This window comes from Streptomyces aquilus (assembly GCF_003955715.1).
Taxonomy (GTDB): domain Bacteria; phylum Actinomycetota; class Actinomycetes; order Streptomycetales; family Streptomycetaceae; genus Streptomyces; species Streptomyces aquilus.
The window spans coordinates 4,468,256-4,492,019 of sequence record NZ_CP034463.1; the positions used below are offsets into that span (position 1 = coordinate 4,468,256).

Sequence of the window (23,764 nt, forward strand, 5' to 3'; positions counted from 1 at the left end):
TGTCGCAGAGCCTCCGGCGCCATGAACGTTTACCGTCCTGGGGAGCTTCCGCCACTCACGCGCCGAACGACGAAGACGTAGCCGGCGACAGCGACAACCACGAAGAAGAAGAGCGGGAGGGCAATCTTCAACTCCGACACAGCTCCGGCCATCCAGCAGATCACCGCCACCATCAGCGCAACCACGAACGCTGCGATCAAGATCGTGAAAGAGACAACGGCGCGGTTGAGCGTGGAGCCCTTGTCGGTCTCAGTCACAAAATCCACAGCTCCGAGTTTGTCGGGGAGGGTCCACCGCAGACCTGCCTTCTCCATTTTGTACTTCAGGTCAGCGCCCTCATCATCCAGCTTCCACTCCTCGTCAGCCATGCACGCTCCCCAGTGTCATCCAATATGCACCTATAGTCACATAAAGATCCTTTCGCTACCCGCCGAAGGCGCTTCGCGTATGCTTTTTAGATGCACATCAGGCATTCGATCGGCATACTGGGTGCGACTACGCGTTAGCCCAACGGACGGAAGACACGGCGATGGCCACATCTCAAGGTGAAAACGGTCTCAACGAAGGCGAGGCTCGCGGCCTCCGTGAAGGGGTGAGGGTGACGCTGAGGCTCAATCCGCGTTCCGTCGAGGCCATCAAGCAGGTGGAGAAGATCCACAAAGAGACTCGAACCGACATCATCAACCGCGCCGTGCAGCTTTACGCGATGGTTGAGAACGCCGTAGACGCTGGAGGCGGCCTCTATCTGCGGCCATCGAAGGGCGCACCGCTTGAAAGGCTGACCATCCTCTGAACCCGTCGCAGGAGTTGCCCACGCGGTCGGCGTAGCGACTTTGGCCGGGAGCTGCTTTGGGGGGAGTGATCATGGCCCCGTAAGCTTCCGGCGAGTCGGGCAGTCTGTGGACCTGCCCGTTAAAGCACGACGTTGGGGCCATGATCTTCGAGGCTCCCCCCAAAGTGGCTGGCTAAAGTCGCGGAGCCGACCGCCCCAGCCACCCACGATCCCCCCGACCACGGCCCGCATGATCCAACGAAGCCCAAGCCGTCGCGCACCTGCTTGTGGAGCACAAAGCGTCTGTTGGGTCCGTGGCCGCACCTGGCGTGCGGGCCTGTGGGCAATGCCGTCTCCCCCAGGATCGGGCCTGGCGATGTGGGGCCAGGGAGGGGAATCAGGATCGGTCCGGTGCATCAGCCCCTAGGCGGGATCAGAGCGTGAAGCGTGATCACCCCGGGACATCGTGAGTGGCGCGGGGCCGGGGCCGGGGCGGCGCGGGCCGAAGGCAGGAGCGAAGCCCCGAGCCCCGAGCCCGCGCCGGCCCGCAGTGCGGGCCGGTGGGGTGTGATCAACGCAGCGACGACCGGAAGCCGATAGGGCCAGCGCGACCGGATGCCGAAGGCAAGAGCCCCCCGACCAAGGCACCATGGTGCCGTAGGCCAATGACCGCCGGGGATAGAGGTTGAAGTCCTGGGGTCCGTGAAGCATGGGAGCGCTGAGGTTCCCATGGGTGAGCTGTCGAGTCCTGTTATTCCAAGGTGCGCGACGGCTTGGGCTTCGTTGGATCATGCGGGCCGTGGTCCCAGGGGTCACCCCTCCCCGCCGGAACGGCGGGGCTTGATGAGGTAGAGAAACCTGTAACAACATCGCCTAGCCGACCGCGCTCCGCTCGGCCAAGTCGCGCAGCGCGTCAGGAACGCGAGTGCCTGAGAGCTGGATCAGGTCACGGATGACCCCGCGGGCCAAGTGGTGATCGTGGATCTGCTCGGGTGTCAATGCCTCGGCCTCCAGGAGTGCGGCTGTGGCCTCCCCGACGTGTCGCCGCTGCGCGTGCGCTCGCGCCACGTCAAGCAGGAAACGGGCCTGCCGCTCAGGCGAAAGCCCTGACGCGTCCACCTGCTGGGCCACTTCCAGAGCAAGGCCGGCGTCGCCCAACTCGACCGCCGTACTCATGGCGTGGATCTCGACGTTCGTCGGTCCAAACTCCGTGTCGAAGTCGTTCCGGTCCTCGCCCAACCGTGCCGCGATCTCGCGCGCCCGGTCGATGTGCTCATGGGTGCGTGCTCGGTTGCCCTCCCTCGCGTTGATCACTGCGAGGACAAGGTTCATAGCGCCCACAAGGGACAGTTCCTCAGGCGGGCATGTCGCGGCCGCTGCCCTTGGGTCCAAGACGGCCACTGCCGAACTTGCCGCTTGCTCGGCCTGCTCCATGTGCTGCTGACGCATGAACGCGTGGGCCATGCGGAAGAGGCTTGCGACCACTTCCAGCGGCTCCCCCGCGAGTTCGGCGGCCTGTAGTGCTCGGTCTGCCGCGATCCAGGCAGCATCCGCCTGATCCTGCCGCGTGAAGCTCGATGCGGCGGCCTGATAGGCCTTGGCGCGGAGAGCGTGGAGTTCCGCGCGCTCACCTGCCGGCGCGTGGCGTACGGCGGCCTCGATGCTCGGCAGCAGTCTGGCAAGGAGATCGCTCAACGCCGCATAGCTCGACGCGTGGGTAAGAGTCCAGGCTTCCTCTACGCTCCGCCGGAACTCCGCAAGGGACGGGGCGGGTTCGGTCGACTGCTGCTCGAACAAACTGCTGAGCGCCGGATGTCCGGTGAGGGCTACGCGCAGTCCATCCAGGTCGGTACCCGGCTGCTGTGCCTCGGGCTCTACCTCCTCCGCGGGAGCGGCCTCGGGGCGTACGTCGCGCACGGACACCTTGAGCGCATCGGCAAGAGCCTGAAGGACCGACAGGCGCTCGACAGGCTGCACGCCTCTCTCGACCTGTGACACCCAGCTTTCGGAGCGACCCATCGCGGCGGCAAGGTCGCTCTGCGACATGCCTACCTCGCGGCGTAGATCCTTGACCTTCTGGCCGAAGGACTTGGCGTCGGAACTCGTCACTTCTCGGCCTCGGTCGGGTACTTGCCGGCGTACGGCTGGAGGCGGTCCACATCGGTCTTCTCGACGTACTTGGCGCGCTCCGTGAGGAAGTGCCGTGTGTGCGGCTGGCGCTCGTGCTCCTCGAAGGCGGCATGGTCGGCGTAGATCTCGAAGAAGATCCGCTCATTGGGTGCGCCCTCAACCTTGTGGCACGCATAGACCAGGGTGCCGGGCTCGTGCGCCCGGATGCCGGCGGTCGTCTCCTGCATCAGTGCGTCGAACGCCTCGCCCGCACCCTCGCGCAAGGTGAACCGAACAAAAAGCCCAAAGTGGTTCATTTCTGCCTCCCTGTCGTCGCACTCAGTCTCGCAGACTCGAAGAACTACTACTAGTCGCAGGTTTTCTGTTGACTCGCAGTTTTTCTGCGAGTAGCTTCGATCGTGTCGGAAGAACAAGCAGCCCCGGACTGCGTGCCATCCGCCAAGATCACAACGCAGCCCGGGGCTCTTCCCTAAAGGGAGACTCCATAATGCCGTCCTTCAAGATCGACGTTTCGACCGCTGTGGTGTTCGTGGCAACTGCGCCCGTGCCGAAGCTGGTCAACAAGCAGACCGGTGAGCGGGCTGTGGACCGGGAGACGAACGCGGGCCTGTCCACGGTGGGCCTGCTCATCTCGGACGAGGGGGAGGGGAACCTCTACCAGGTGACCGTGCCGGAGACCGGACTCCCCGAGGGCCTCGCCCCGGGTACTCCGGTTCGGGTGATCGGCCTCAAGGCCCGCGACTGGGAGAACGAGTTCAACGGCCAGAAGCGGCATGGGATCTCGTTCCGCGCGGTCGCGATCACGGCCGGGGCCTGACCATGACCGACCTCGCTACCTACCTGGAGGTAGGGGGCTTAGCGGCCGGCGCCGGTGGCATCGGCTACACGAAGTACCGGGCACCGCGCGTGTATTGGTCGCTGGTGGGTCTGCCGGTCACCTGGGGCCGGTTCACCTGGACCTACCGGTCGACGATGGAGGTGTGCGGGCTGACGGTGCAGCCTTCCGGCTTCGGCGCCTTCGTCCGGCGCAACCTGGCCCGCAGCGAGGTCCGGCCGGTGCCCCCGAAGGTCCGCCGGGTCGCCCCGACCGCGACCGGCCTGCGCATCACCCTGCGCCTGCCCGCCGGCCTCGAACCCGCCGACATCGCGGCATCGTCGGAGCGGCTTCGGCACGCCTTCGGGGTGCATTCGGTGACGGTGCGGGAGACCAAGCCCGGCTATGTTGAGCTGCGGATGACCGGCTACGACGTACTGCGTCGGGTGAAGATGCCGCGCAAGGCACAGCCTCACGACCTGGTGGTGCCGGTGGCGCTGCGGGAGGACGGCTCGGTCTTCGAGCGGGACTACCGCAAGATGCCCATGGCCCTGACCCTGGGTGCCAACGGCTCCGGTAAGTCGATGTATCAGCGCAACCTGATCAAGGGACTGGCGCAACTGCCGGTAGGCCTGGTCGGGATCGACTGCAAGCGCGGTGTTGAACAGTCCCGCTACGCGCCCCGGCTGTCGGCGCTGGCCACCGATCGCGAGAGCGCCGGCCACCTGGTCAATGCCCTCGTTGCCGAGATGGAAGAGCGCTTCGACCTCCTCGCGCTCTACGGCGTCTCCGACCTGTGGGAACTGCCGGATCAGGTCCGGCCGGTGCCGCTGGTGGTACTGATCGACGAGGTGGCGGAACTGTTCCTGGTGATGTCCAAGAAGGACGAACCGGCCCGCGACCACATGGTCATGCAACTGGTGAGGCTCGGGCAGATGGCCCGCGCGATCGGCATCTACCTGGAGGTGTGCGGGCAGCGCTTCGGCTCCGACCTCGGCCGTGGCGCAACCGCCCTACGCGCCCAGCTCACCGGGCGTGTGGTGCACCGGGTCAACGACAAGCAGACCGCCGAAATGGGCCTCGGCGACATCGCCCCGGACGCGGTGGTCTCCGTGACCGGCATCCAGGCAGACCGCCCCGGCGTGGCCGTGGCCGGCGACGCCTCCGGGTACTGGTCCCGCATCCGAACCCCCGAGATCACCCCGAATGAGGCGGCGGCCGTGTGCCGCGAATTCGCCCACCTGGCACCGGAGTTGCCGTTCCTGGCTCCGTTCCGGCCGGTCGGCCAGATCATCGTGCCGCCGATGCCCGCCGCCCCGCCGGTGGTCCGGCCCCGGCCCGTCACGGAGTAACCCCCTCTCGCTCCACGGTCGGCGTGACCGCTTCGCGCCAGGTCCCTGCCCGAGCCATGCCCAAAACCCAGAAGGAGTTGATCCACATGAAGTTCCACACCGACAAAGACACCGGTATGCCCGTGCCGTCCGACCCTTCCGAGGTGCCCAGCCATCGCCAGTCCTGCGGCGGCTGTGCTGGTGACGGTTTCAAGGTGGTGGTCGGGCCGTCCACGAACTTCGAGTGGGCAGCCAAGCCGTGCGATGGCGTACCTGTCCCCAACGCTGCGCACCGCGACTGACCGCCGTGTCTGCGTCCAAGACCACGCAGCCCCGCCCCAAGCAGTGCCCGCCGTGCAAGGGCACCGGTGAGGTCTCCCGCCCGGTCCGCGTCGGCCGCAAGCAGCGGGTCGCCGGACAGCAAACCGGCCTCTGCCTGAACTGCATGGGCGCCGGCGAGATCCCCGCCGACGACTGAACCGCCGGGGCCGGGCGGCCGGACACCGATCCCCGCCCCGCCTCCGGCCCAACTCCTCGAAGGAGGTGAGGACATGCGCTCGATCCGCATTGACGCCGTGCTCGTTCAGGCCGTGATCGCCGGTGCGCTGTCCTTCGCCCACCTGCACGACCTCGCCGAAGCGGCCGGCCAAACCGGCTGGAAGGCCTGGGCCTACCCCGTCTCCGTCGACCTGCTGCTGGTCGCCGTGTGGCGCCGACTGCGCACCGACCGCTCGAAGCTGGCCTGGTTCTGGTTCCTGGTCGCCTTGGTCGCCTCGCTTGGCGCCAACGTCGCCACCGCCGGACTCCTCGACCTCGATCACGTGCCGGACTGGCTGCGCATCCTGGTCGCTGGCTGGCCCGCCCTGGCCTTCCTCGGCGGCACCCTGCTCGCCCACCAACCCACCACACCCGACCCGGCCCCGGCACCTGAGCCCCGGCCCGTGGCCGTGGTCGACCGGCCCGAGGCACCCACCCCGGCACCGGAGATCACCCCGCCCGAGCCTGCCCCGGCACTACCCGAAGCGGCCCCGGCCGTGGCAGTGCCCCCGGCGCTCGTGGATCACGCCCGGAAGGTCGCCACCGAACACCGCACCCGCACCGGCTCCGACATCGACACCGCCACGCTGCGCTCCCGCCTCGGCATCCCGGAAGACCTCGCCGGCGCGATCGCCGCCCAACTCGCCTAGCAGACAAGGAGGTTCGCCCCATGCGCCCGAACCGCTTCTACGACGTGATCCGCATCGGCCCCGTCCGGGTCGGCACGTTTAACAACGGACGCGGCCAGACCCGACACACCGCCGCCTGCACCGCCCCGAACTGCGGGTTCTCCACCGAGCACCGCGACCGTTCGGCCGCCGAACTCGCCGCCCGCACCCACCGCTGCACCTGATCTGGAGGGCCGTCCCGTGCAGTTACCCGAGGACCAGCTTCGCGCCGGTCACATCCCCGCCGACCTCTACCGGCAGATCCCGGGCGGCACCGACCTACGCAAGGTCGTGATCGTCCAGGAAGCGCCCCGCTCCTACAAGGGCCCGATTGCCCTGACCCTGCTCATCATCGCCGGCTCGATCGCCGTGCTCCTGGTGATCGCGTTCGTGGCGCAGGTCATCGCGGCCTCGGCGGTCGCGGTCCTGTCGGCCACGGGCGGGCTCGGCTACACGATCAACCGCACGTCGAAAAAGCGGGAGTTATCCCGCGCGGGTACCCGCCGGCGCTCCCGCTCGCCGCGCAAGCATCCGGTCCGCTCCCGGCCCGTCCGGTCTCGGAGCCGCTACCGCAAGTAGTGCCCTCCGGGGCGGCCTCTACCGCCAAGTATCCGCCGCCCCGGACGGCTCGCCTCTTCCCGATCTTCCAATCTGAAAGGGCTGTACTCATCATGCCTGTCCGCGCCTCGAACATGCCCGTCTGCCGCAACTGCGACGGTTTCCCCGTCGTCTCGATCACGACCGGCGCCCGCCACGGGGACGGCTCCCGCGTCCTGCTCCGCGTCGTCTGCCTCGCCTGCCAGGGCACCGGCCACACCCACCGTGCCGCTCTCGTGAAGGCCGGGAGGTGACCGGGATGTTCCGCAAGCTCCCCGCCAGCCTCACCCCGACTGAGGAGAGCCCCGGCCTGCGCGTCAAGGGCGGCACCAAGTACAGCCGCTCGCAGGGTGACTACGTGTGCGGCGGCTGCGGTGCCGAGGACCACGCCAACGGCGACACCGACGTCAAAGCCCTGGTCGACGACTACACCGCCAACCACGGCCCCGCACACCGTGGGGGCAGGCGATGACGCGGCGTGTGCTCGATCTCTTCTCCTGCGCCGGCGGGGCCGCCTGGGGCTATCACCTCGCCGGGTTCGCGGTCGACGGTTGCGACATCGCCGATCGCCCCAACTACCCCTTCGCCCAGCATCGGGGCGATGCCCTCGAATACCTGGCCCACCTGATCACCACCGGCGAGATCGAGCGGTACACCCTCGTGCACGCCTCCCCGCCCTGCCAAGCCGGCTGCGCCCTGACGGTGGGCACCAACACCTCTCGCGGCTGGGGCGGCACGCACGAAGACCTCGTGGCCCCCACCCGTGAACTGCTCGACGCCTCCGGTCTGCCGTACGTGATCGAGCAACCCAACGGCCGAGCCGAGATCCGCAAAGACCTGAGCCTGTGCGGGGAGATGTTCGGCCTCGGCGTGCTGCGCCACCGCAACTTCGAACTCGGCCGCTGGTCCACCGCCCGGCCCGCTCACCCCCGCCACCGGGGCTACGTACGCGGCTGGCGCCACGGCGTCTACCGCGACGGCCCCTACGTCGCCGCGTACGGGGACGGCGGCGGCAAGGCCACCGTGCCCGAGATGCAGACGGCCATGGGCATCACCTGGACCGACGTCCCCGAGGAACTGACCGAGGCGATCCCGCCCGCCTACACGACCTGGATCGGCACCGCCTTCCTGACCGCCCGGCAGGAGGTGTTCGCGTGACGGACACCGCCACCCTGGCGGGCCTGGATGCGGCCACCCTCACCGACGTGCTGAGGGTGGCCGGCTCCGCCGACTTCGACCGCTGGCAAGAGCAGATCCGCCGCACCGGCGGCTGCTCCGACCCGATCCGCCTCATGGGCGGCACCAAGACCATCGACCCGGCCACGAAGACCGTGCTGCACGCCTACACGACCGAGCACGAGCCGGGCGGCATGCTCCGCGTCGCCTGCGGCAACCGTCGTGCCTCGCGCTGCCCGGCCTGTGCCTGGACGTACGCCGGCGACACCTACCACTTGATCCGGGCCGGACTCGTCGGCGACCCCGCCAAGGGCACCCCCGAGACCATCCGGGATCACCCTCGCGTCTTCGCCACCCTCACCGCACCCTCGTTCGGCCCGGTCCACAACCGGCCCGGCAACCGGCCTTGCCGCTGCGGTGTCCGCCACGGCGAGGACGCACCCGAACTCGGCACCCCACTCGACCCCGAGGCGTACGACTACGCGGGCGCGGTGCTGTGGAACAACCACGCCTCGGAGCTGTGGCGCTACTTCACGATCTACCTCCGCCGGGAGATCGCCCGCCGCGCCGGCCTCACCCAGAAAGCCGCCCGCGAACAGTCGAGGGTCGCCTTCGGCAAGGTCGCGGAGTACCAGAAGCGCGGTGCGGTGCACTTCCATGCCGTGGTCCGCTTCGACGGACCCGGCGGGCCCGACGATCCGCCGCCGGCCTGGGCGACCCTCGATCTCCTCACCGATGCGATCCATGCCGCTGCTGCCCGCGTCGCGGTCGACGTCGACCCGGCCGGGGACCAGCCGGCCCGCACCCTGCGCTGGGGCACACAGCTCGACGTACAGACGATCGGCGCCTTCGGCCATGGCGAAGAGATCACCGAAGCGGCCGTTGCCTCCTACGTCGCCAAGTACGCCACCAAGGCTGCCGAGACGACCGGGACCGTGGACCGCCGGATCGGCAACAAAGAGGCCCTGGTCCTGCTCGACGTGCCCGACCATCCCGCCCGGCTCATCGCGGCATGCCTCGACCTCCATGCGCTCTACCCGGACCGCAAGCTGCGCGACTGGGCCCACATGCTCGGCTTCCGAGGCCACTTCTCCACCAAATCCCGCCGCTACTCCACCACCCTCGGCGCCCTCCGCCAGGTCCGCGCCGACTACCGCGCGGCCCAGCAACGCCAAGCCCTCGGCCTGCCCGACCCCGACGACACCCCGGAGGCAACCACCCTGACCCTCGCCCACTGGACCTACGCCGGACACGGCCACACCCCCGGCGAATCCTGGCTCGCCGCCAACATCCGCCGCGACATCGAGCACAACCGCGAAACCGCCCGTGAGGAACTACCCGCCTTGCTCGACGCGGAAGGAGCTGCCGCATGACAACGGCCCATGTGGAGCTGCTGACCGTGAAAGAGGTCATGGCGCGGTTGAAGTACGGACGGAGCAAGGTCTACGACCTGATCCGCTCGAAGCGGCTCGCTTCCTTCACGGAGGGACGATGCCGCCGGATTCCCGAGAGCGCGCTTGAGGAGTACATCCGCACCCAGCTTGAGGAGGCTGCCTGATGCCTCCCCGCAAGCGGAACCCCAACGGTTCGGGCACGGTCACGAAGCGCTCAGACGGCCGCTACCAAGCTGCCGTGTACGTCCCGCAACCGGACGGCACCACGAAGCGGAAGTACGCGTACGGCGCGACCTTCGAGGAGTGCGACCGAAAGCGCCGGGAGCTGATCGACCGTGCCAAGGGCGGCATCCCGACGCCCACGCGGGACATGACGCTTGGTCAGTGGTTCGACTACTGGCTTGAGGTGATCGTGAAGCCCAACCTCGCCGGGAACAGCTACCGGGCGTACGAGACAGCGGTACGGCACCACCTCCGCCCGCGTCTGGGCTCGAAGGTCATGCTGAAGCTCGGCGTCAAGGAACTGCGAGGGGCCATGCAGGCGCTCGCACAGGACCAAGGGGTCAAGACAGCCAAGCGCGCGCTCCGGGTCCTCTCAGCGGCGCTCACGGCCGCGATGGTCGAGGACATCGGGCTGACCCGCAACGTGGCCAAGCTCGTCCACGTCCGCGCGACCACGGACAGCGGCAAGAGCTGGGACGCGGTGACGGTGCTCCGCTTCCTGTCGGCGGCTCGGCGTCTCACCGTGTACTACCCGGTGTTCCTGCTGATCTGCCTCCTCGGCCTGCGCCGGGCTGAAGCGTGCGGGTTGCGCTGGGAGAACATCGACTTCGACAACCGGGTTGTCTGGGTGGAACAGCAGCGTCAGCGCAGTAGTTCGGGCACGATCGACGACGCGGGACTCAAGACCGAGACCTCCAAGGCGCCCTTGCCGCTGCCTGCTCAGTGCATCGCTCCCCTGCGCTGGACGCGCATGCGCACGGCCATGCTGCGGGAGCGCGCGGTCAGCAACGGGCGCCCCTGGTTCGAGGACCCCGAGGCGCACGTGTTCGTGACCCGGACCGGCCGACCGCTCACACCGGATCACCTCTACCTGGATCTCCAACGGATCATCAGGCTGGAAGGGCTCGGCAAGATGAACCCCAAGGGCCTCCGCAAGTCCTGCGGCACGCTCCTGGTCCACCTTCGGGTGCACCCCAGGATCGTGAAGGCGGTGCTGCGGCACAGCCGGATTTCGACGACCCTGGACATCTACGCTGAGGCTCTGGACCCCGACGTGATCGAGGCAGTGGGACAGCTCGATCGGCTGCTTCGGCAACCGGCGCGCATCCGGGAACTGGAGGCTTCGGCGGGCCTGGAAACCGCCGCTTGATGTAGAGCTTGGATGTCACGGCCCCTCACCCGGCTCATCGCCGCAGGTAGAGGGGCCGTTTCCGTTGATCAGAGTGGGAGCATCCCATTCTCATAACAGTGGCGAAGGCAGTGGTGAGATAGGTCACCGGCCAGTGACCTTAGTCGTACCGGGCGGTGACTGTCTGCCCACGCTGCGAGTGACCGCCCGGCTACCCGCCGAGAGCCTCGACGAGGAACACGAACACACCCGCACCGAGCACGGCCAGGACGACGAGCGCCACGACCAGCAGCGAGCAGCACGAGGCGAGCGCCACCATGCCCCACGCCCCGCGTACCGCCCGCCGGTACTCACCGTCGTCGTCCCAGCCCCGCTCCGTCACGCGCCTCCCCCTCACGCTGAAAACCCCGCTCCCACCGAAGCGGAAACTCGGCCCCTCTCAGCCGATCGTCACCTGCCGCGCCCTGCCGTACAGCTCCGCCAGCGCCTCGGCCGTCACCGGCGACACCGTGCCCTCCTCCGTGACGATCGCCGTCACCAGCTCGGGCGGCGTCACATCGAACGCCGGGTTGTACGCCTGCGTCCCCAGTGGCGCCACCGGCACCCCGCCACCCGCGCCCGTCGCCGGCGCCTGCGGCACCGCGACCTCGGTCACCTCGTGCCCAGGTCGCTGCTCCACCTCGATGGCCGCCCCGTCCGGCGTGTCCGGATCCACCGTGGTCAGCGGCGCCACCACGATGAACGGCACATGGTGGTACCGCGCCAGCACCGCCAGCGGATAGCTCCCCACCTTGTTCGCCACCGACCCGTCGGCCGCGATCCGGTCCGCCCCGATCAGCACCGCGTCCACCTCCCCCGCCGCGAACAGCGAGCCCGCCGCGTTGTCGGTGAGCAGCGTGTACGCCATCCCGGTGCGTGCCGCCTCGTACGCCGTCAGCCGGGCGCCCTGCAGCAGCGGACGCGTCTCGTCCACCCACAGCCGCCTGAGCCGCCCCGCCCGCTGCGCGGCCAGCGCCACCGCGAACGCCGTCCCCTCACCGCCCGACACCAGCGAGCCGGTGTTGCAGTGCGTGAGAATCCGGTGCCCGCCACCGGGCAGCAGCTCGTCCAGCAGCGCCAGCCCACGCTCCGCCATCCGCGCGCTGGCCTCGGCGTCCTCCCGGTGCAGCGCCCGCGCCGCGGCCAGCGCCGCCACCGCGGCCTCCCCGGCGTCCCCGCTCCTTACGAGCTCGGCCCGGTACGCGGCCTGCGCCCGGCGCACGCCGACGGCCAGATTCACCGCGGTCGGCCGGGCACCCGCGAGCGCGTTCGCGGCGTCGTCCACGTCGAAGCCGCGCGCGGCGGCGAGCGCGACCCCGTACGCGCCCGCGATCCCGAGCAGCGGCGCCCCGCGCACGGCGAGCGACCGGATCGCCTCCACCAGCGCGGGCGCATCCGTACAGACCAGTTCGACCTCCTCTGCCGGCAGCCTCGTCTGGTCCAACAGGACCAGCACAGGCCCCTCTGGTGGCTCGTCCCAGCGGATCGCCGGTATCTCGGTCGGCCGGTTGTCCTCGCCGGATTGCGCGTACTGATCAGCCATGCGGTCAGTCTGCCCCGTATCCGGCGGACAATTGAAGGTGCGCAGCCGATACCGCGGCCGGTCCCCCGGTGACCACCCCATGGCACGATGGCTGCCAACCTGCCGCCGCGACCGCGGACGGGCACCGTGAAGGAGCGACGATGAAAGACACTCCGGGCTGGGCCTCGCCCGGATCTGCCCCGTCCGACGGGCAGGAGCCCGGTGCCTCCGGCCCTGCCGACCCGGCGGACCGCCCCGACCCCGCGCAGCAGCCCGGCCAGGACCCGCAGGGCTCGAAGTGGTCCAAGGAGCAGCCGCCCCCCGCGCAGTGGTCCGCCCCGACCGGCCCCCCGGCCCCCGGCCAGACCCCGCCACCCCCACCGCCCGGCCCGGGCTGGGGCAACCGCCCCCCGTCCGGCCCCAATGGGCCTGGCGGATACGGCGGTTACGGCGGCGGCTGGGGCAGCGGCTGGGGCGGTCCGCCGCCCGCGGCCAAGCCCGGCGTGATCCCGCTGCGCCCCCTTGGCGTCGGCGAGATCCTCGACGGCGCGGTCTCCACCATGCGCACCTACTGGCGCACGGTCCTGGGCATCTCGCTGACCGTCGCGGTCGTCACGCAGATCCTCGTCATCCTCCTCGAGGGGCTGGTCTTCAACGACGCCAGCACCGAAGCCCTCGACGACCCCAGCGCCACCCTCGACGAACTCACCCGGGCCATGGGCGACGCCATGCTCAGCTCCGGCGTCGTCTTCCTCATCTCGCTGGTCGGCACGATCGCCGCGACCGCCCTGCTCACGACCGTCACCAGCCGCGCGGTCCTCGGCAAGTCGGTGACCACCGGCGAAGCCTGGCGCGACGCCCGCCCGCAAGTGGCCAAGCTGTTCGGCCTGATCTTCCTGCTGATGCTCATCGCCTTCGGCGTCGTCGCGGGCGGCACCCTGCCCGGCATCCTCGTGGCCCTCGCCGGATCGGGTGACGGAGGGGCCGCCCTCGCGGTCCTGGGCGGCCTCGGTGCCGGCGTCGTAGCCCTGTGGCTGATGGTCCGCTTCTCCCTCGCCTCGCCCGCGCTGATGCTGGAGAAGCAGGGCATCGTCAAGTCGCTGAGCCGGTCCACGAAGCTGGTCCGCGGCTCCTGGTGGCGCGTCTTCGGCATTCAGCTGCTCGCCACGATCATCGCCAACGTCGTCGCGTCGATCGTCGTCATCCCCTTCACCTTCCTCGCCGCCGCCCTCAGCGGCGACGGCTTCACCGGGTTCCTCAACAGCGGCGGCGACCTCGGCTGGACGTTCCTCGTGGTCAGCGGGATCGGCTCGGTGATCGGCGCCATGATCACCTTCCCGATCACGGCCGGCGTCACGGTGCTCCTCTACATCGACCAGCGCATCCGCCGCGAGGCCCTCGACCTCGAACTGGCCCGCGCGGCCGGCGTCCAGGACTACGGCTCCGGCACGCCCGGCCCCACCGCCGGAGGCTGATGCGGTGAGCCTGACGGGGGGAGTTCTCACATCGGCACCGCTGCTGTCCCGCGCGGTCGTACGCGTCGGCGACACGGTCCTGCTGTCGTCGGCACGCTCCGGCGACGAACCGCCGGTGACCGTCCCGCGTGACCCCGCGCGGGAGGCGGCTCGACGCGAGCTGTCCAAGCGCATGTACCACGAGAACGACCCCAGTTGGTTCCAGCGCGCCCTCAACGCATTCTGGAAGTGGGTCGGCGAGCTGTTCGACACGGCCGCGACCGCGACCCCCGGAGGAACGCTCGGCCTGGTCGTCATCGTCCTGGCCGTCCTCGCGGTCCTGGGCGCACTGTGGTGGCGCCTGGGCACCCCACGCCGCGAACCCGCCTCCGCCGCCGCCCTGTTCGACGACCGCCCCCGCAGCGCCGCCGAACACCGCGCGGCCGCCGAGGCACACGCCGCCCAGGGCCACTGGAACCAGGCCGTCCAGGAACGCATGCGCGCCATCGTCCGCGCCCTGGAGGAACGCGCCCTTCTCGACGTCCGCCCCGGCCGCACCGCCGATGAGGCCGCCGCGGAAGCGGGCCGCACCCTGCCGTCCCACACCGACCGCCTGCGCACCGCCGCCGGCGACTTCGACGACGTCACATACGGCGGCCGCAGGGCGAGCGAGCAGTCGTACCGACGCATCACCGAACTCGACCGCGATCTCGAACGCACCAAGCCCCAGCTCACGAGCAGCATCCCCAGCGCGGCCCACAACACCCGCCAGGGAGCCGCCGAATGACCACCGAGGCCACGCTCCCGCCCACCTCGGTCTCGCCCACCGCACGCCAGGTCTGGACCCGCTCGCGAGGCATCGCACTCGCCGCCGTCCTCCTCGTGGCCGCGGCCGTCGTCATCGCCGTGATCCGCTCCGATGCCCGTCACGGCACCCTCGACCCGCGCTCCGTCGACGACCTCGGCAGCCGCGCCGTCGCCGAACTCCTCGCCGACCGAGGGGTGTCCACGCGCCTGGTCACCACGCTGGACGAGGCACGCGCCGCAGCCGGCCCGGACACCACCCTCCTGGTCGCCGCCCCCGACCTGTTGACGCACCGTCAACAGACCCTGCTGCACTCGTCGACCGCCGCATCCGGCGGCCGAACCGTCCTCGTCGCCCCCGGCAGCTGGTCCGTCGGCCGGCTCGCCCCCGACGTCACCGCGGACCCCGCCACCAGCATCAACTCGGCCCTCGCCCCGGACTGCGGCCTGCCCGCCGCTCAGCGCGCCGGCACTGCCGAAACCGGTGGCATCCGCTACAGCACCACCCACCTCGAAGCCGACGCCTGCTACCCCAGCGAACGCCTGGCCACCCTGCTGCGCGTCCCGGCGACCGGAGGTGGCGACACCGTGGTCCTCGGCGCGCCCGACATCCTCTACAACGACCGCCTCGACGAGCAGGGCAACGCCTCCCTCGCCCTCCAACTCCTCGGCTCCCGCCCCCATCTGGTCTGGTACCTCCCCTCGCTCTCCGACGCGTCGGCCACAGGCACGGACGACGAACGCGGCTTCTTCGACCTGCTTCCCCCGGGCTGGAAATGGGGCACCCTGCAGCTCTTCCTCGCCGCAGCCCTCGCCGCCCTGTGGCGGGCACGCCGACTCGGCCCCCTGGTGCCCGAGAAACTCCCCGTGGCGATCCGCGCCTCCGAAACCGTCGAAGGCCGCGCCCGCCTCTACCGCAAGGCCAACGCCCGTGACCGCGCGGCCATCGCTCTTCGCTCCACCACCCGCACCCGCCTCGCCCCCCTCGTAGGCGTCCCCGTCACCCAGGCGCACGCGCCCGAGGCCCTGCTCCCCGCCCTGTCCGCCCACCTCCGCGGCGACGGACAGACCCTGCACGCCCTCCTCTTCGGCCCGCCGCCCAGCGACGACGCCGCCCTCGTCTCCCTCGCCGACCAACTCGACGCCCTCGAAAGAGAGGTACGCCGTCCATGATGGCCCCGACCACTGACAACGCCGGGTACCCCGGGGACCCGAGCGCCGCCCGGGCCTCCCTGGAAGCCCTGCGCGCCGAGATCGCCAAAGCCGTGGTCGGCCAGGACCCCGCCGTGACCGGCCTCGTAGTCGCCCTCCTCTGCCGCGGGCACGTACTACTCGAAGGAGTCCCCGGAGTCGCCAAAACGTTGCTCGTCCGCGCCCTCGCCTCCGCACTCGAACTCGACACCAAGCGCGTCCAGTTCACCCCCGACCTCATGCCGAGCGACGTGACGGGCTCCCTCGTCTACGACACCCGCACCGCCGAGTTCTCCTTCCAGCCCGGCCCGGTCTTCACCAACCTCCTCCTCGCGGACGAGATCAACCGCACACCCCCCAAGACGCAGTCGTCCCTCCTCGAAGCGATGGAGGAGCGTCAGGTCACGGTCGACGGCACCCCCCGCCCGCTCCCCGACCCGTTCCTGGTGGCGGCGACACAGAACCCGGTCGAGTACGAGGGCACGTACCCCCTCCCCGAAGCCCAGCTGGACCGCTTCCTCCTCAAACTCACGATCCCCCTCCCCTCCCGCCAGGACGAGATCGACGTCCTCACCCGCCACGCCGAAGGCTTCAACCCCCGCGACCTGCAAGCCGCCGGCGTACGCCCGGTAGCGGGCCCGGCGGACCTCGAAGCGGCCCGCGCGGCCGTGGCCAAGACAACGATCTCCCCCGAGATCACGGCCTACGTCGTCGACATCTGCCGAGCCACCCGCGAGTCCCCCTCCCTCACCCTCGGCGTCTCCCCCCGCGGCGCCACCGCCCTCCTCGCGACCTCCCGCGCGTGGGCGTGGCTCACCGGCCGCGACTACGTCATCCCGGACGACGTGAAGGCCCTCGCCCTCCCCACCCTCCGCCACCGCGTACAACTGCGCCCGGAGGCCGAGATGGAAGGCGTGACAGCCGACTCCGTCATCCACGCGATCCTCGCCCACGTCCCCGTCCCCCGCTGATGGCACTCACCGGACGCACCGCGCTCCTCGCGGCTCTGGGCTCGATCCCCGTCGGCATCTGGGACCCCGGCTGGACGGGCCTCCTCGCCGTGAACGCCCCACTGGCGGTGGCCTGCGCCTGCGACTTCGCCCTCGCGGCCCCCGTACGACGCCTGGTCCTGACCCGCTCCGGCGACACCTCCGTCCGCCTGGGCGAGCCGGCCGACGTGACCCTCACGGTCACCAACCCGTCGAACCGCCCCCTCCGCGCCCACCTGCGCGACGCCTGGCCCCCCAGCAGCTGGCTCCCCGGCACCGAGGTCGAAGCCTCCCGCCACCGTCTCACCGTCCCTCCGGGCGAACGCCGCCGCGTCACCACCCGCCTGCGCCCCACCCGCCGAGGCGACCGCCAGACAGACCGAGTGACGATCCGTTCCTACGGCCCACTGGGCCTCTTCTCCCGCCAAGGCACCCACAAGGCCGCCTGGACGGTACGCGTCCTGCCCCCCTTCACCAGCCGCAAGCACCTCCCGTCCAAACTCGCCCGCCTCCGCGAACTCGACGGCCGCACCAGCGTCCTCACCCGCGGCGAAGGCACAGAATTCGACAGCCTGCGCGAGTACGTCCCCGGCGACGACACCCGCTCCATCGACTGGCGCGCCACAGCCCGCCAGTCGTCAGTCGCCGTACGCACCTGGCGTCCCGAACGCGACCGCCACATCCTCGTCGTCCTCGACACCGGCCGCACCTCCGCAGGCCGCGTGGGCGACGCCCCACGCCTCGACGCCTCCATGGACGCGGCCCTGCTCCTGGCAGCACTCGCCTCCCGAGCCGGCGACCGCGTCGACCTCCTCGCCTACGACCGCCGCGTCCGCGCCCTGGTCCAGGGCCGCGCTGCGAAGGACGTCCTCCCGTCCCTGGTCAACGCGATGGCCACACTCGAACCGGAACTGGTCGAAACAGACGCACGCGGTCTTACGGCCACGGCACTCAGGACGGCCCCCCGCCGCTCCCTGATCGTGCTACTGACCACTCTCGACACAGCCCCTGTCGAGGAGGGCCTGCTCCCCGTCCTGTCCCAACTCACCCAGCGCCATACGGTTCTCCTGGCCTCGGTGGCCGACCCCCACGTCTCCCGCATGGCGGCATCTCGCGGAAACACCGACGCCGTCTACGAAGCCGCGGCCGCCGCACAGTCACAGAGCGAACGTCATCGCACCGCAGACCAACTCCGCCGACACGGCGTGACCGTCGTCGACGCAACACCCGATGATCTGGCGCCGGCACTCGCGGACGCATACCTGGCCCTCAAGACGGCAGGGCGCCTGTAATTCAGAACTCAAAACTCAAAGGGCCCGAAAAGGAGGGTTTTCGCCCCGCTAGAAACACAAAAAAGGCCCACGCCTAATGGCGTGGGCCTTTTCTAAAATTTGTTCGGCGGCGTCCTACTCTCCCACAGGGTCCCCCCTGCAGTACCATCGGCGCTGTAAGGCTTAGCTTCCGGGTTCGGAATGTAACCGGGCGTTTCCCTCACGCTATGACCACCGAAACACTATGAAACTGTCAAACACTGCCACACCACGCCGTGACCAGGCGCGGGGCTGTTCGTGGTTTCAGAACCAACACAGTGGACGCGAGCAACTGAGGACAAGCCCTCGGCCTATTAGTACCGGTCACCTCCACACGTTACCGTGCTTCCAGATCCGGCCTATCAACCCAGTCGTCTACTGGGAGCCTTACCCCATCAAGTGGGTGGGAGTCCTCATCTCGAAGCAGGCTTCCCGCTTAGATGCTTTCAGCGGTTATCCCTCCCGAACGTAGCCAACCAGCCATGCCCTTGGCAGAACAACTGGCACACCAGAGGTTCGTCCGTCCCGGTCCTCTCGTACTAGGGACAGCCCTTCTCAAGACTCCTACGCGCACAGCGGATAGGGACCGAACTGTCTCACGACGTTCTAAACCCAGCTCGCGTACCGCTTTAATGGGCGAACAGCCCAACCCTTGGGACCGACTCCAGCCCCAGGATGCGACGAGCCGACATCGAGGTGCCAAACCATCCCGTCGATATGGACTCTTGGGGAAGATCAGCCTGTTATCCCCGGGGTACCTTTTATCCGTTGAGCGACGGCGCTTCCACAAGCCACCGCCGGATCACTAGTCCCGACTTTCGTCCCTGCTCGACCCGTCGGTCTCACAGTCAAGCTCCCTTGTGCACTTACACTCAACACCTGATTGCCAACCAGGCTGAGGGAACCTTTGGGCGCCTCCGTTACTCTTTAGGAGGCAACCGCCCCAGTTAAACTACCCATCAGACACTGTCCCTGATCCGGATCACGGACCCAGGTTAGACATCCAGCACGACCAGACTGGTATTTCAACGACGACTCCACCCGAACTGGCGTCCGAGCTTCACAGTCTCCCAGCTATCCTACACAAGCCGAACCGAACACCAATATCAAACTGTAGTAAAGGTCCCGGGGTCTTTCCGTCCTGCTGCGCGAAACGAGCATCTTTACTCGTAGTGCAATTTCACCGGGCCTATGGTTGAGACAGTCGAGAAGTCGTTACGCCATTCGTGCAGGTCGGAACTTACCCGACAAGGAATTTCGCTACCTTAGGATGGTTATAGTTACCACCGCCGTTTACTGGCGCTTAAGTTCTCAGCTTCGCCAAGACGAATCTTGACTAACCGGTCCCCTTAACGTTCCAGCACCGGGCAGGCGTCAGTCCGTATACATCGCCTTACGGCTTCGCACGGACCTGTGTTTTTAGTAAACAGTCGCTTCTCGCTGGTCTCTGCGGCCACCCCCAGCTCGAGGAGCAAGTCCTCTCACCAAGCGTGGCCCCCCTTCTCCCGAAGTTACGGGGGCATTTTGCCGAGTTCCTTAACCATAGTTCACCCGAACGCCTCGGTATTCTCTACCTGACCACCTGAGTCGGTTTAGGGTACGGGCCGCCATGAAACTCGCTAGAGGCTTTTCTCGACAGCATAGGATCATCCACTTCACCACAATCGGCTCGGCATCAGGTCTCAGCCTTAATGAGCGGCGGATTTGCCTACCACTCGGCCTACACCCTTACCCCGGGACAACCACCGCCCGGGATGGACTACCTTCCTGCGTCACCCCATCACTCACCTACTACCAGATCGGGTCAGCGGCTCCACCACTCCCCTTTGCCCGAAGGCTCCGGGGCGGCTTCACGGCCTTAGCATCACTGGATTCGATGTTTGACGCTTCACAGCGGGTACCGGAATATCAACCGGTTATCCATCGACTACGCCTGTCGGCCTCGCCTTAGGTCCCGACTTACCCTGGGCAGATCAGCTTGACCCAGGAACCCTTAGTCAATCGGCGCACACGTTTCTCACGTGTGAATCGCTACTCATGCCTGCATTCTCGCTCGTCAACCGTCCACAACTCGCTTCCGCGGCTGCTTCACCCGGCAGACGACGCTCCCCTACCCATCACAGCAGGCGTTGGCCCTATTGCTGCAATGACACGACTTCGGCGGTACGCTTGAGCCCCGCTACATTGTCGGCGCGGAATCACTAGACCAGTGAGCTATTACGCACTCTTTCAAGGGTGGCTGCTTCTAAGCCAACCTCCTGGTTGTCTGTGCGACTCCACATCCTTTCCCACTTAGCGTACGCTTAGGGGCCTTAGTCGATGCTCTGGGCTGTTTCCCTCTCGACCATGGAGCTTATCCCCCACAGTCTCACTGCCGCGCTCTCACTTACCGGCATTCGGAGTTTGGCTAAGGTCAGTAACCCGGTAGGGCCCATCGCCTATCCAGTGCTCTACCTCCGGCAAGAAACACACGACGCTGCACCTAAATGCATTTCGGGGAGAACCAGCTATCACGGAGTTTGATTGGCCTTTCACCCCTAACCACAGGTCATCCCCCAGGTTTTCAACCCTGGTGGGTTCGGTCCTCCACGAAGTCTTACCTCCGCTTCAACCTGCCCATGGCTAGATCACTCCGCTTCGGGTCTTGAGCGCGCTACTAAACCGCCCTATTCGGACTCGCTTTCGCTACGGCTTCCCCACACGGGTTAACCTCGCAACACACCGCAAACTCGCAGGCTCATTCTTCAAAAGGCACGCAGTCACGAGAACACAGCAAGCTGTGTTCCGACGCTCCCACGGCTTGTAGGCACACGGTTTCAGGTACTATTTCACTCCGCTCCCGCGGTACTTTTCACCATTCCCTCACGGTACTATCCGCTATCGGTCACCAGGGAATATTTAGGCTTAGCGGGTGGTCCCGCCAGATTCACACGGGATTTCTCGGGCCCCGTGCTACTTGGGTGTCTCTCAAACGAGCCGCTGACGTTTCGACTACGGGGGTCTTACCCTCTACGCCGGACCTTTCGCATGTCCTTCGCCTACATCAACGGTTTCTGACTCGTCCCACGGCCGGCAGACCGTGGAAGAGAGATCCCACAACCCCGTATACGCAACCCCTGCCGGGTCTCACACGCATACGGTTTGGCCTCATCCGGTTTCGCTCGCCACTACTCCCGGAATCACGGTTGTTTTCTCTTCCTGCGGGTACTGAGATGTTTCACTTCCCCGCGTTCCCTCCACATACCCTATGTGTTCAGGTATGGGTGACAGCCCATGACGACTGCCGGGTTTCCCCATTCGGAAACCCCCGGATCAAAGCCTGGTTGACGACTCCCCGGGGACTATCGTGGCCTCCCACGTCCTTCATCGGTTCCTGGTGCCAAGGCATCCACCGTGCGCCCTTAAAAACTTGGCCACAGATGCTCGCGTCCACTGTGCAGTTCTCAAACAACGACCAGCCACCCGTCACACACCACTCACGCGGTGCTTCACCGGGGCCGGCATCGAGGGGGTTCATTCCCTCAGACACCCAACAGCGTGCCCGACACCCTCGCCACTCGTGATCAGCGTTCCACGCTCCGAAGAGCAGTACTGGCAGCCCGAGATGACTGAGAGTGCCGAATAATCAACGTTCCACCCATGAGCAACCAGCATCGAACGTTCGCCGATGTACTGGCCTCTGGACAGCCTTGCGGCTGCCTAGAAGTGCTCCTTAGAAAGGAGGTGATCCAGCCGCACCTTCCGGTACGGCTACCTTGTTACGACTTCGTCCCAATCGCTGGTCCCACCTTCGACAGCTCCCTCCCACAAGGGGTTGGGCCACCGGCTTCGGGTGTTACCGACTTTCGTGACGTGACGGGCGGTGTGTACAAGGCCCGGGAACGTATTCACCGCAGCAATGCTGATCTGCGATTACTAGCAACTCCGACTTCATGGGGTCGAGTTGCAGACCCCAATCCGAACTGAGACAGGCTTTTTGAGATTCGCTCCACCTCACGGTTTCGCAGCTCATTGTACCTGCCATTGTAGCACGTGTGCAGCCCAAGACATAAGGGGCATGATGACTTGACGTCGTCCCCACCTTCCTCCGAGTTGACCCCGGCGGTCTCCTGTGAGTCCCCATCACCCCGAAGGGCATGCTGGCAACACAGGACAAGGGTTGCGCTCGTTGCGGGACTTAACCCAACATCTCACGACACGAGCTGACGACAGCCATGCACCACCTGTACACCGACCACAAGGGGGCGACCATCTCTGGCCGTTTCCGGTGTATGTCAAGCCTTGGTAAGGTTCTTCGCGTTGCGTCGAATTAAGCCACATGCTCCGCTGCTTGTGCGGGCCCCCGTCAATTCCTTTGAGTTTTAGCCTTGCGGCCGTACTCCCCAGGCGGGGAACTTAATGCGTTAGCTGCGGCACCGACGACGTGGAATGTCGCCAACACCTAGTTCCCACCGTTTACGGCGTGGACTACCAGGGTATCTAATCCTGTTCGCTCCCCACGCTTTCGCTCCTCAGCGTCAGTAATGGCCCAGAGATCCGCCTTCGCCACCGGTGTTCCTCCTGATATCTGCGCATTTCACCGCTACACCAGGAATTCCGATCTCCCCTACCACACTCTAGCTAGCCCGTATCGAATGCAGACCCGGGGTTAAGCCCCGGGCTTTCACACCCGACGTGACAAGCCGCCTACGAGCTCTTTACGCCCAATAATTCCGGACAACGCTTGCGCCCTACGTATTACCGCGGCTGCTGGCACGTAGTTAGCCGGCGCTTCTTCTGCAGGTACCGTCACTTTCGCTTCTTCCCTGCTGAAAGAGGTTTACAACCCGAAGGCCGTCATCCCTCACGCGGCGTCGCTGCATCAGGCTTTCGCCCATTGTGCAATATTCCCCACTGCTGCCTCCCGTAGGAGTCTGGGCCGTGTCTCAGTCCCAGTGTGGCCGGTCGCCCTCTCAGGCCGGCTACCCGTCGTCGCCTTGGTGAGCCGTTACCTCACCAACAAGCTGATAGGCCGCGGGCTCATCCTTCACCGCCGGAGCTTTCAACCCCCACCCATGCGAGTGGAAGTGGTATCCGGTATTAGACCCCGTTTCCAGGGCTTGTCCCAGAGTGAAGGGCAGATTGCCCACGTGTTACTCACCCGTTCGCCACTAATCCCCACCGAAGTGGTTCATCGTTCGACTTGCATGTGTTAAGCACGCCGCCAGCGTTCGTCCTGAGCCAGGATCAAACTCTCCGTGAATGTTTTCCCGTAATCGGGATGAACACCACGAGAGCGGAACCACCGGAGGAATGATCCGATGGTTCACAGCGTCCTCGCTGTGTTGTTTCAAAGGAACCTCGCCCCAACCGATGACCGGCCGGAGACGGGGTATCAACTAATCTGGCGTTGATTTTTGGCACGCTGTTGAGTTCTCAAGGAACGGACGCTTCCTTTGTACTCACCCGAGAGACTCTCTCAGGCTTTCCTCCGGGCTTTTCCCTTCGGTCTTGCGTTTCCGACTCTATCAGATCGTTTCCGGTTCTGATTTCCTCGGTGCTTTCCAGGTTTCCGCTTTCGCGTTTCCCTTTCCGGCGGTTCCGACTTTATCAGAAGTTTCGCGCCGGTCTGACCGGCTGCTCATTTCCGAATTCATCGGGAGGGGCTTCTCCGAAAACGACGTTTCGAGAAGCAGACAGACACTC

General features: G+C 67.1%; 24 protein-coding genes and 3 rRNA genes. 19 read left to right on the forward strand and 8 right to left on the reverse strand.

Going from position 1 to position 23,764, the window contains the following annotated elements:
• Window positions 1–29: 29 nt before the first annotated feature.
• Window positions 30–368, reverse strand: a complete 339-nt coding sequence (locus EJC51_RS20515; RefSeq protein ID WP_126272424.1) for a hypothetical protein — start codon at window positions 366–368, stop codon at window positions 30–32.
• A 161-nt stretch (window positions 369–529) separates the two neighbouring features.
• On the opposite strand from EJC51_RS20515, the gene EJC51_RS20520 reads away from it, so the two are divergent.
• Window positions 530–793, forward strand: coding sequence for a hypothetical protein (locus tag EJC51_RS20520; RefSeq protein WP_126272425.1), 264 nt, complete (start codon window positions 530–532; stop codon window positions 791–793).
• Between the two features lie 852 nt (window positions 794–1,645).
• Here EJC51_RS20520 and EJC51_RS20525 read toward each other — a convergent pair.
• Both EJC51_RS20525 and EJC51_RS20530 read right to left on the reverse strand, forming a co-directional pair.
• Window positions 1,646–2,881, reverse strand: a complete 1,236-nt coding sequence (locus tag EJC51_RS20525) for a helix-turn-helix domain-containing protein (protein ID WP_126272426.1) — start codon at window positions 2,879–2,881, stop codon at window positions 1,646–1,648.
• Window positions 2,878–3,198 carry a putative quinol monooxygenase gene (locus tag EJC51_RS20530; RefSeq protein ID WP_126272427.1) on the reverse strand — a complete coding sequence of 107 codons (321 nt, stop codon included), beginning with the start codon at window positions 3,196–3,198 and terminating at the stop codon, window positions 2,878–2,880. The genes EJC51_RS20525 and EJC51_RS20530 overlap by 4 nt, the downstream gene beginning before the upstream one ends.
• 191 nt (window positions 3,199–3,389) lie before the next feature.
• Here EJC51_RS20530 and EJC51_RS20535 point away from each other — a divergent pair, with 191 nt between their 5' ends.
• The 13 genes from EJC51_RS20535 to EJC51_RS20590 all read left to right on the forward strand — a co-directional run bounded on the left by EJC51_RS20535 (window position 3,390) and on the right by EJC51_RS20590 (window position 10,791).
• Window positions 3,390–3,719: an SCO3933 family regulatory protein gene (locus tag EJC51_RS20535; RefSeq protein ID WP_126272428.1), complete on the forward strand. Its 330-nt coding sequence runs from the start codon at window positions 3,390–3,392 to the stop codon at window positions 3,717–3,719.
• A gap of 2 nt (window positions 3,720–3,721) precedes the next feature.
• Complete coding sequence (locus tag EJC51_RS20540; protein WP_126272429.1) at window positions 3,722–5,068, forward strand: FtsK/SpoIIIE domain-containing protein; 1,347 nt, start codon at window positions 3,722–3,724, stop codon at window positions 5,066–5,068.
• Between the two features lie 86 nt (window positions 5,069–5,154).
• A complete protein-coding gene (locus tag EJC51_RS20545; RefSeq protein ID WP_126272430.1) occupies window positions 5,155–5,349 on the forward strand; it encodes a hypothetical protein in 195 nt (64 codons plus the stop codon).
• A 5-nt stretch (window positions 5,350–5,354) separates the two neighbouring features.
• Complete coding sequence (locus tag EJC51_RS47775; protein WP_425276799.1) at window positions 5,355–5,525, forward strand: hypothetical protein; 171 nt, start codon at window positions 5,355–5,357, stop codon at window positions 5,523–5,525.
• Window positions 5,526–5,598: 73 nt separating this feature from the next.
• Window positions 5,599–6,234 carry a DUF2637 domain-containing protein gene (locus EJC51_RS20550; protein WP_126272431.1) on the forward strand — a complete coding sequence of 212 codons (636 nt, stop codon included), beginning with the start codon at window positions 5,599–5,601 and terminating at the stop codon, window positions 6,232–6,234.
• Window positions 6,235–6,254: 20 nt separating this feature from the next.
• The gene (locus EJC51_RS20555; RefSeq protein ID WP_058916493.1) at window positions 6,255–6,437 is read left to right on the forward strand and encodes a mobile element transfer protein; all 183 of its coding nucleotides are present in this window, start codon (window positions 6,255–6,257) and stop codon (window positions 6,435–6,437) included.
• A 16-nt stretch (window positions 6,438–6,453) separates the two neighbouring features.
• On the forward strand, window positions 6,454–6,831 hold the full coding sequence (locus EJC51_RS20560; RefSeq protein WP_244362759.1) for a hypothetical protein: 378 nt from the start codon (window positions 6,454–6,456) through the stop codon (window positions 6,829–6,831).
• Between the two features lie 92 nt (window positions 6,832–6,923).
• Window positions 6,924–7,103 (forward strand): hypothetical protein, encoded by a 180-nt coding sequence (locus tag EJC51_RS20565; RefSeq protein ID WP_126272432.1) that lies wholly within the window; start codon window positions 6,924–6,926, stop codon window positions 7,101–7,103.
• A gap of 5 nt (window positions 7,104–7,108) precedes the next feature.
• Window positions 7,109–7,321 (forward strand): hypothetical protein, encoded by a 213-nt coding sequence (locus tag EJC51_RS20570; protein ID WP_126272433.1) that lies wholly within the window; start codon window positions 7,109–7,111, stop codon window positions 7,319–7,321.
• Complete coding sequence (locus EJC51_RS20575) at window positions 7,318–8,007, forward strand: DNA cytosine methyltransferase (RefSeq protein ID WP_126272434.1); 690 nt, start codon at window positions 7,318–7,320, stop codon at window positions 8,005–8,007. The genes EJC51_RS20570 and EJC51_RS20575 overlap by 4 nt, the downstream gene beginning before the upstream one ends.
• Window positions 8,004–9,398: a replication initiator protein RepSA gene (gene repSA / locus EJC51_RS20580; RefSeq protein WP_126272435.1), complete on the forward strand. Its 1,395-nt coding sequence runs from the start codon at window positions 8,004–8,006 to the stop codon at window positions 9,396–9,398. Before EJC51_RS20575 ends, repSA begins: the two co-directional genes overlap by 4 nt.
• The gene (locus EJC51_RS20585) at window positions 9,395–9,583 is read left to right on the forward strand and encodes a helix-turn-helix domain-containing protein (RefSeq protein ID WP_126272436.1); all 189 of its coding nucleotides are present in this window, start codon (window positions 9,395–9,397) and stop codon (window positions 9,581–9,583) included. The genes repSA and EJC51_RS20585 overlap by 4 nt, the downstream gene beginning before the upstream one ends.
• Window positions 9,583–10,791 (forward strand): tyrosine-type recombinase/integrase, encoded by a 1,209-nt coding sequence (locus EJC51_RS20590; protein ID WP_126272437.1) that lies wholly within the window; start codon window positions 9,583–9,585, stop codon window positions 10,789–10,791. Before EJC51_RS20585 ends, EJC51_RS20590 begins: the two co-directional genes overlap by 1 nt.
• Window positions 10,792–10,981: 190 nt before the next feature.
• On the opposite strand, the gene EJC51_RS47780 is transcribed toward EJC51_RS20590, so the two are convergent.
• Window positions 10,982–11,152 (reverse strand): hypothetical protein, encoded by a 171-nt coding sequence (locus tag EJC51_RS47780; RefSeq protein ID WP_166682884.1) that lies wholly within the window; start codon window positions 11,150–11,152, stop codon window positions 10,982–10,984.
• A gap of 57 nt (window positions 11,153–11,209) precedes the next feature.
• Window positions 11,210–12,352, reverse strand: a complete 1,143-nt coding sequence (gene mtnA / locus EJC51_RS20595; protein WP_126272438.1) for an S-methyl-5-thioribose-1-phosphate isomerase — start codon at window positions 12,350–12,352, stop codon at window positions 11,210–11,212.
• A gap of 140 nt (window positions 12,353–12,492) precedes the next feature.
• On the opposite strand from mtnA, the gene EJC51_RS20600 reads away from it, so the two are divergent.
• From EJC51_RS20600 to EJC51_RS20620, 5 genes are read left to right on the forward strand one after another with little or no spacing between them, the layout of a single operon-like run.
• A complete protein-coding gene (locus EJC51_RS20600; RefSeq protein WP_126272439.1) occupies window positions 12,493–13,806 on the forward strand; it encodes a DUF7847 domain-containing protein in 1,314 nt (437 codons plus the stop codon).
• A gap of 4 nt (window positions 13,807–13,810) precedes the next feature.
• A complete protein-coding gene (locus EJC51_RS20605) occupies window positions 13,811–14,572 on the forward strand; it encodes a DUF4129 domain-containing protein (protein WP_126272440.1) in 762 nt (253 codons plus the stop codon).
• The gene (locus EJC51_RS20610; RefSeq protein WP_126272441.1) at window positions 14,569–15,762 is read left to right on the forward strand and encodes a DUF4350 domain-containing protein; all 1,194 of its coding nucleotides are present in this window, start codon (window positions 14,569–14,571) and stop codon (window positions 15,760–15,762) included. Before EJC51_RS20605 ends, EJC51_RS20610 begins: the two co-directional genes overlap by 4 nt.
• Complete coding sequence (locus tag EJC51_RS20615; protein ID WP_390897676.1) at window positions 15,762–16,751, forward strand: AAA family ATPase; 990 nt, start codon at window positions 15,762–15,764, stop codon at window positions 16,749–16,751. The genes EJC51_RS20610 and EJC51_RS20615 overlap by 1 nt, the downstream gene beginning before the upstream one ends.
• The gene (locus EJC51_RS20620) at window positions 16,751–18,061 is read left to right on the forward strand and encodes a DUF58 domain-containing protein (RefSeq protein WP_126272442.1); all 1,311 of its coding nucleotides are present in this window, start codon (window positions 16,751–16,753) and stop codon (window positions 18,059–18,061) included. Before EJC51_RS20615 ends, EJC51_RS20620 begins: the two co-directional genes overlap by 1 nt.
• A 101-nt stretch (window positions 18,062–18,162) precedes the next feature.
• Here EJC51_RS20620 and rrf read toward each other — a convergent pair.
• The 3 genes from rrf to EJC51_RS20635 form a co-directional block, all read right to left on the reverse strand.
• Window positions 18,163–18,279, reverse strand: a 5S ribosomal RNA gene (rrf, locus tag EJC51_RS20625).
• A gap of 94 nt (window positions 18,280–18,373) precedes the next feature.
• Window positions 18,374–21,494 (reverse strand): 23S ribosomal RNA (locus EJC51_RS20630).
• 301 nt (window positions 21,495–21,795) lie between these two features.
• Window positions 21,796–23,321, reverse strand: a 16S ribosomal RNA gene (locus tag EJC51_RS20635).
• The 16S, 23S and 5S rRNA genes sit together here, the layout of an rRNA operon.
• Window positions 23,322–23,764: the final 443 nt, after the last annotated feature.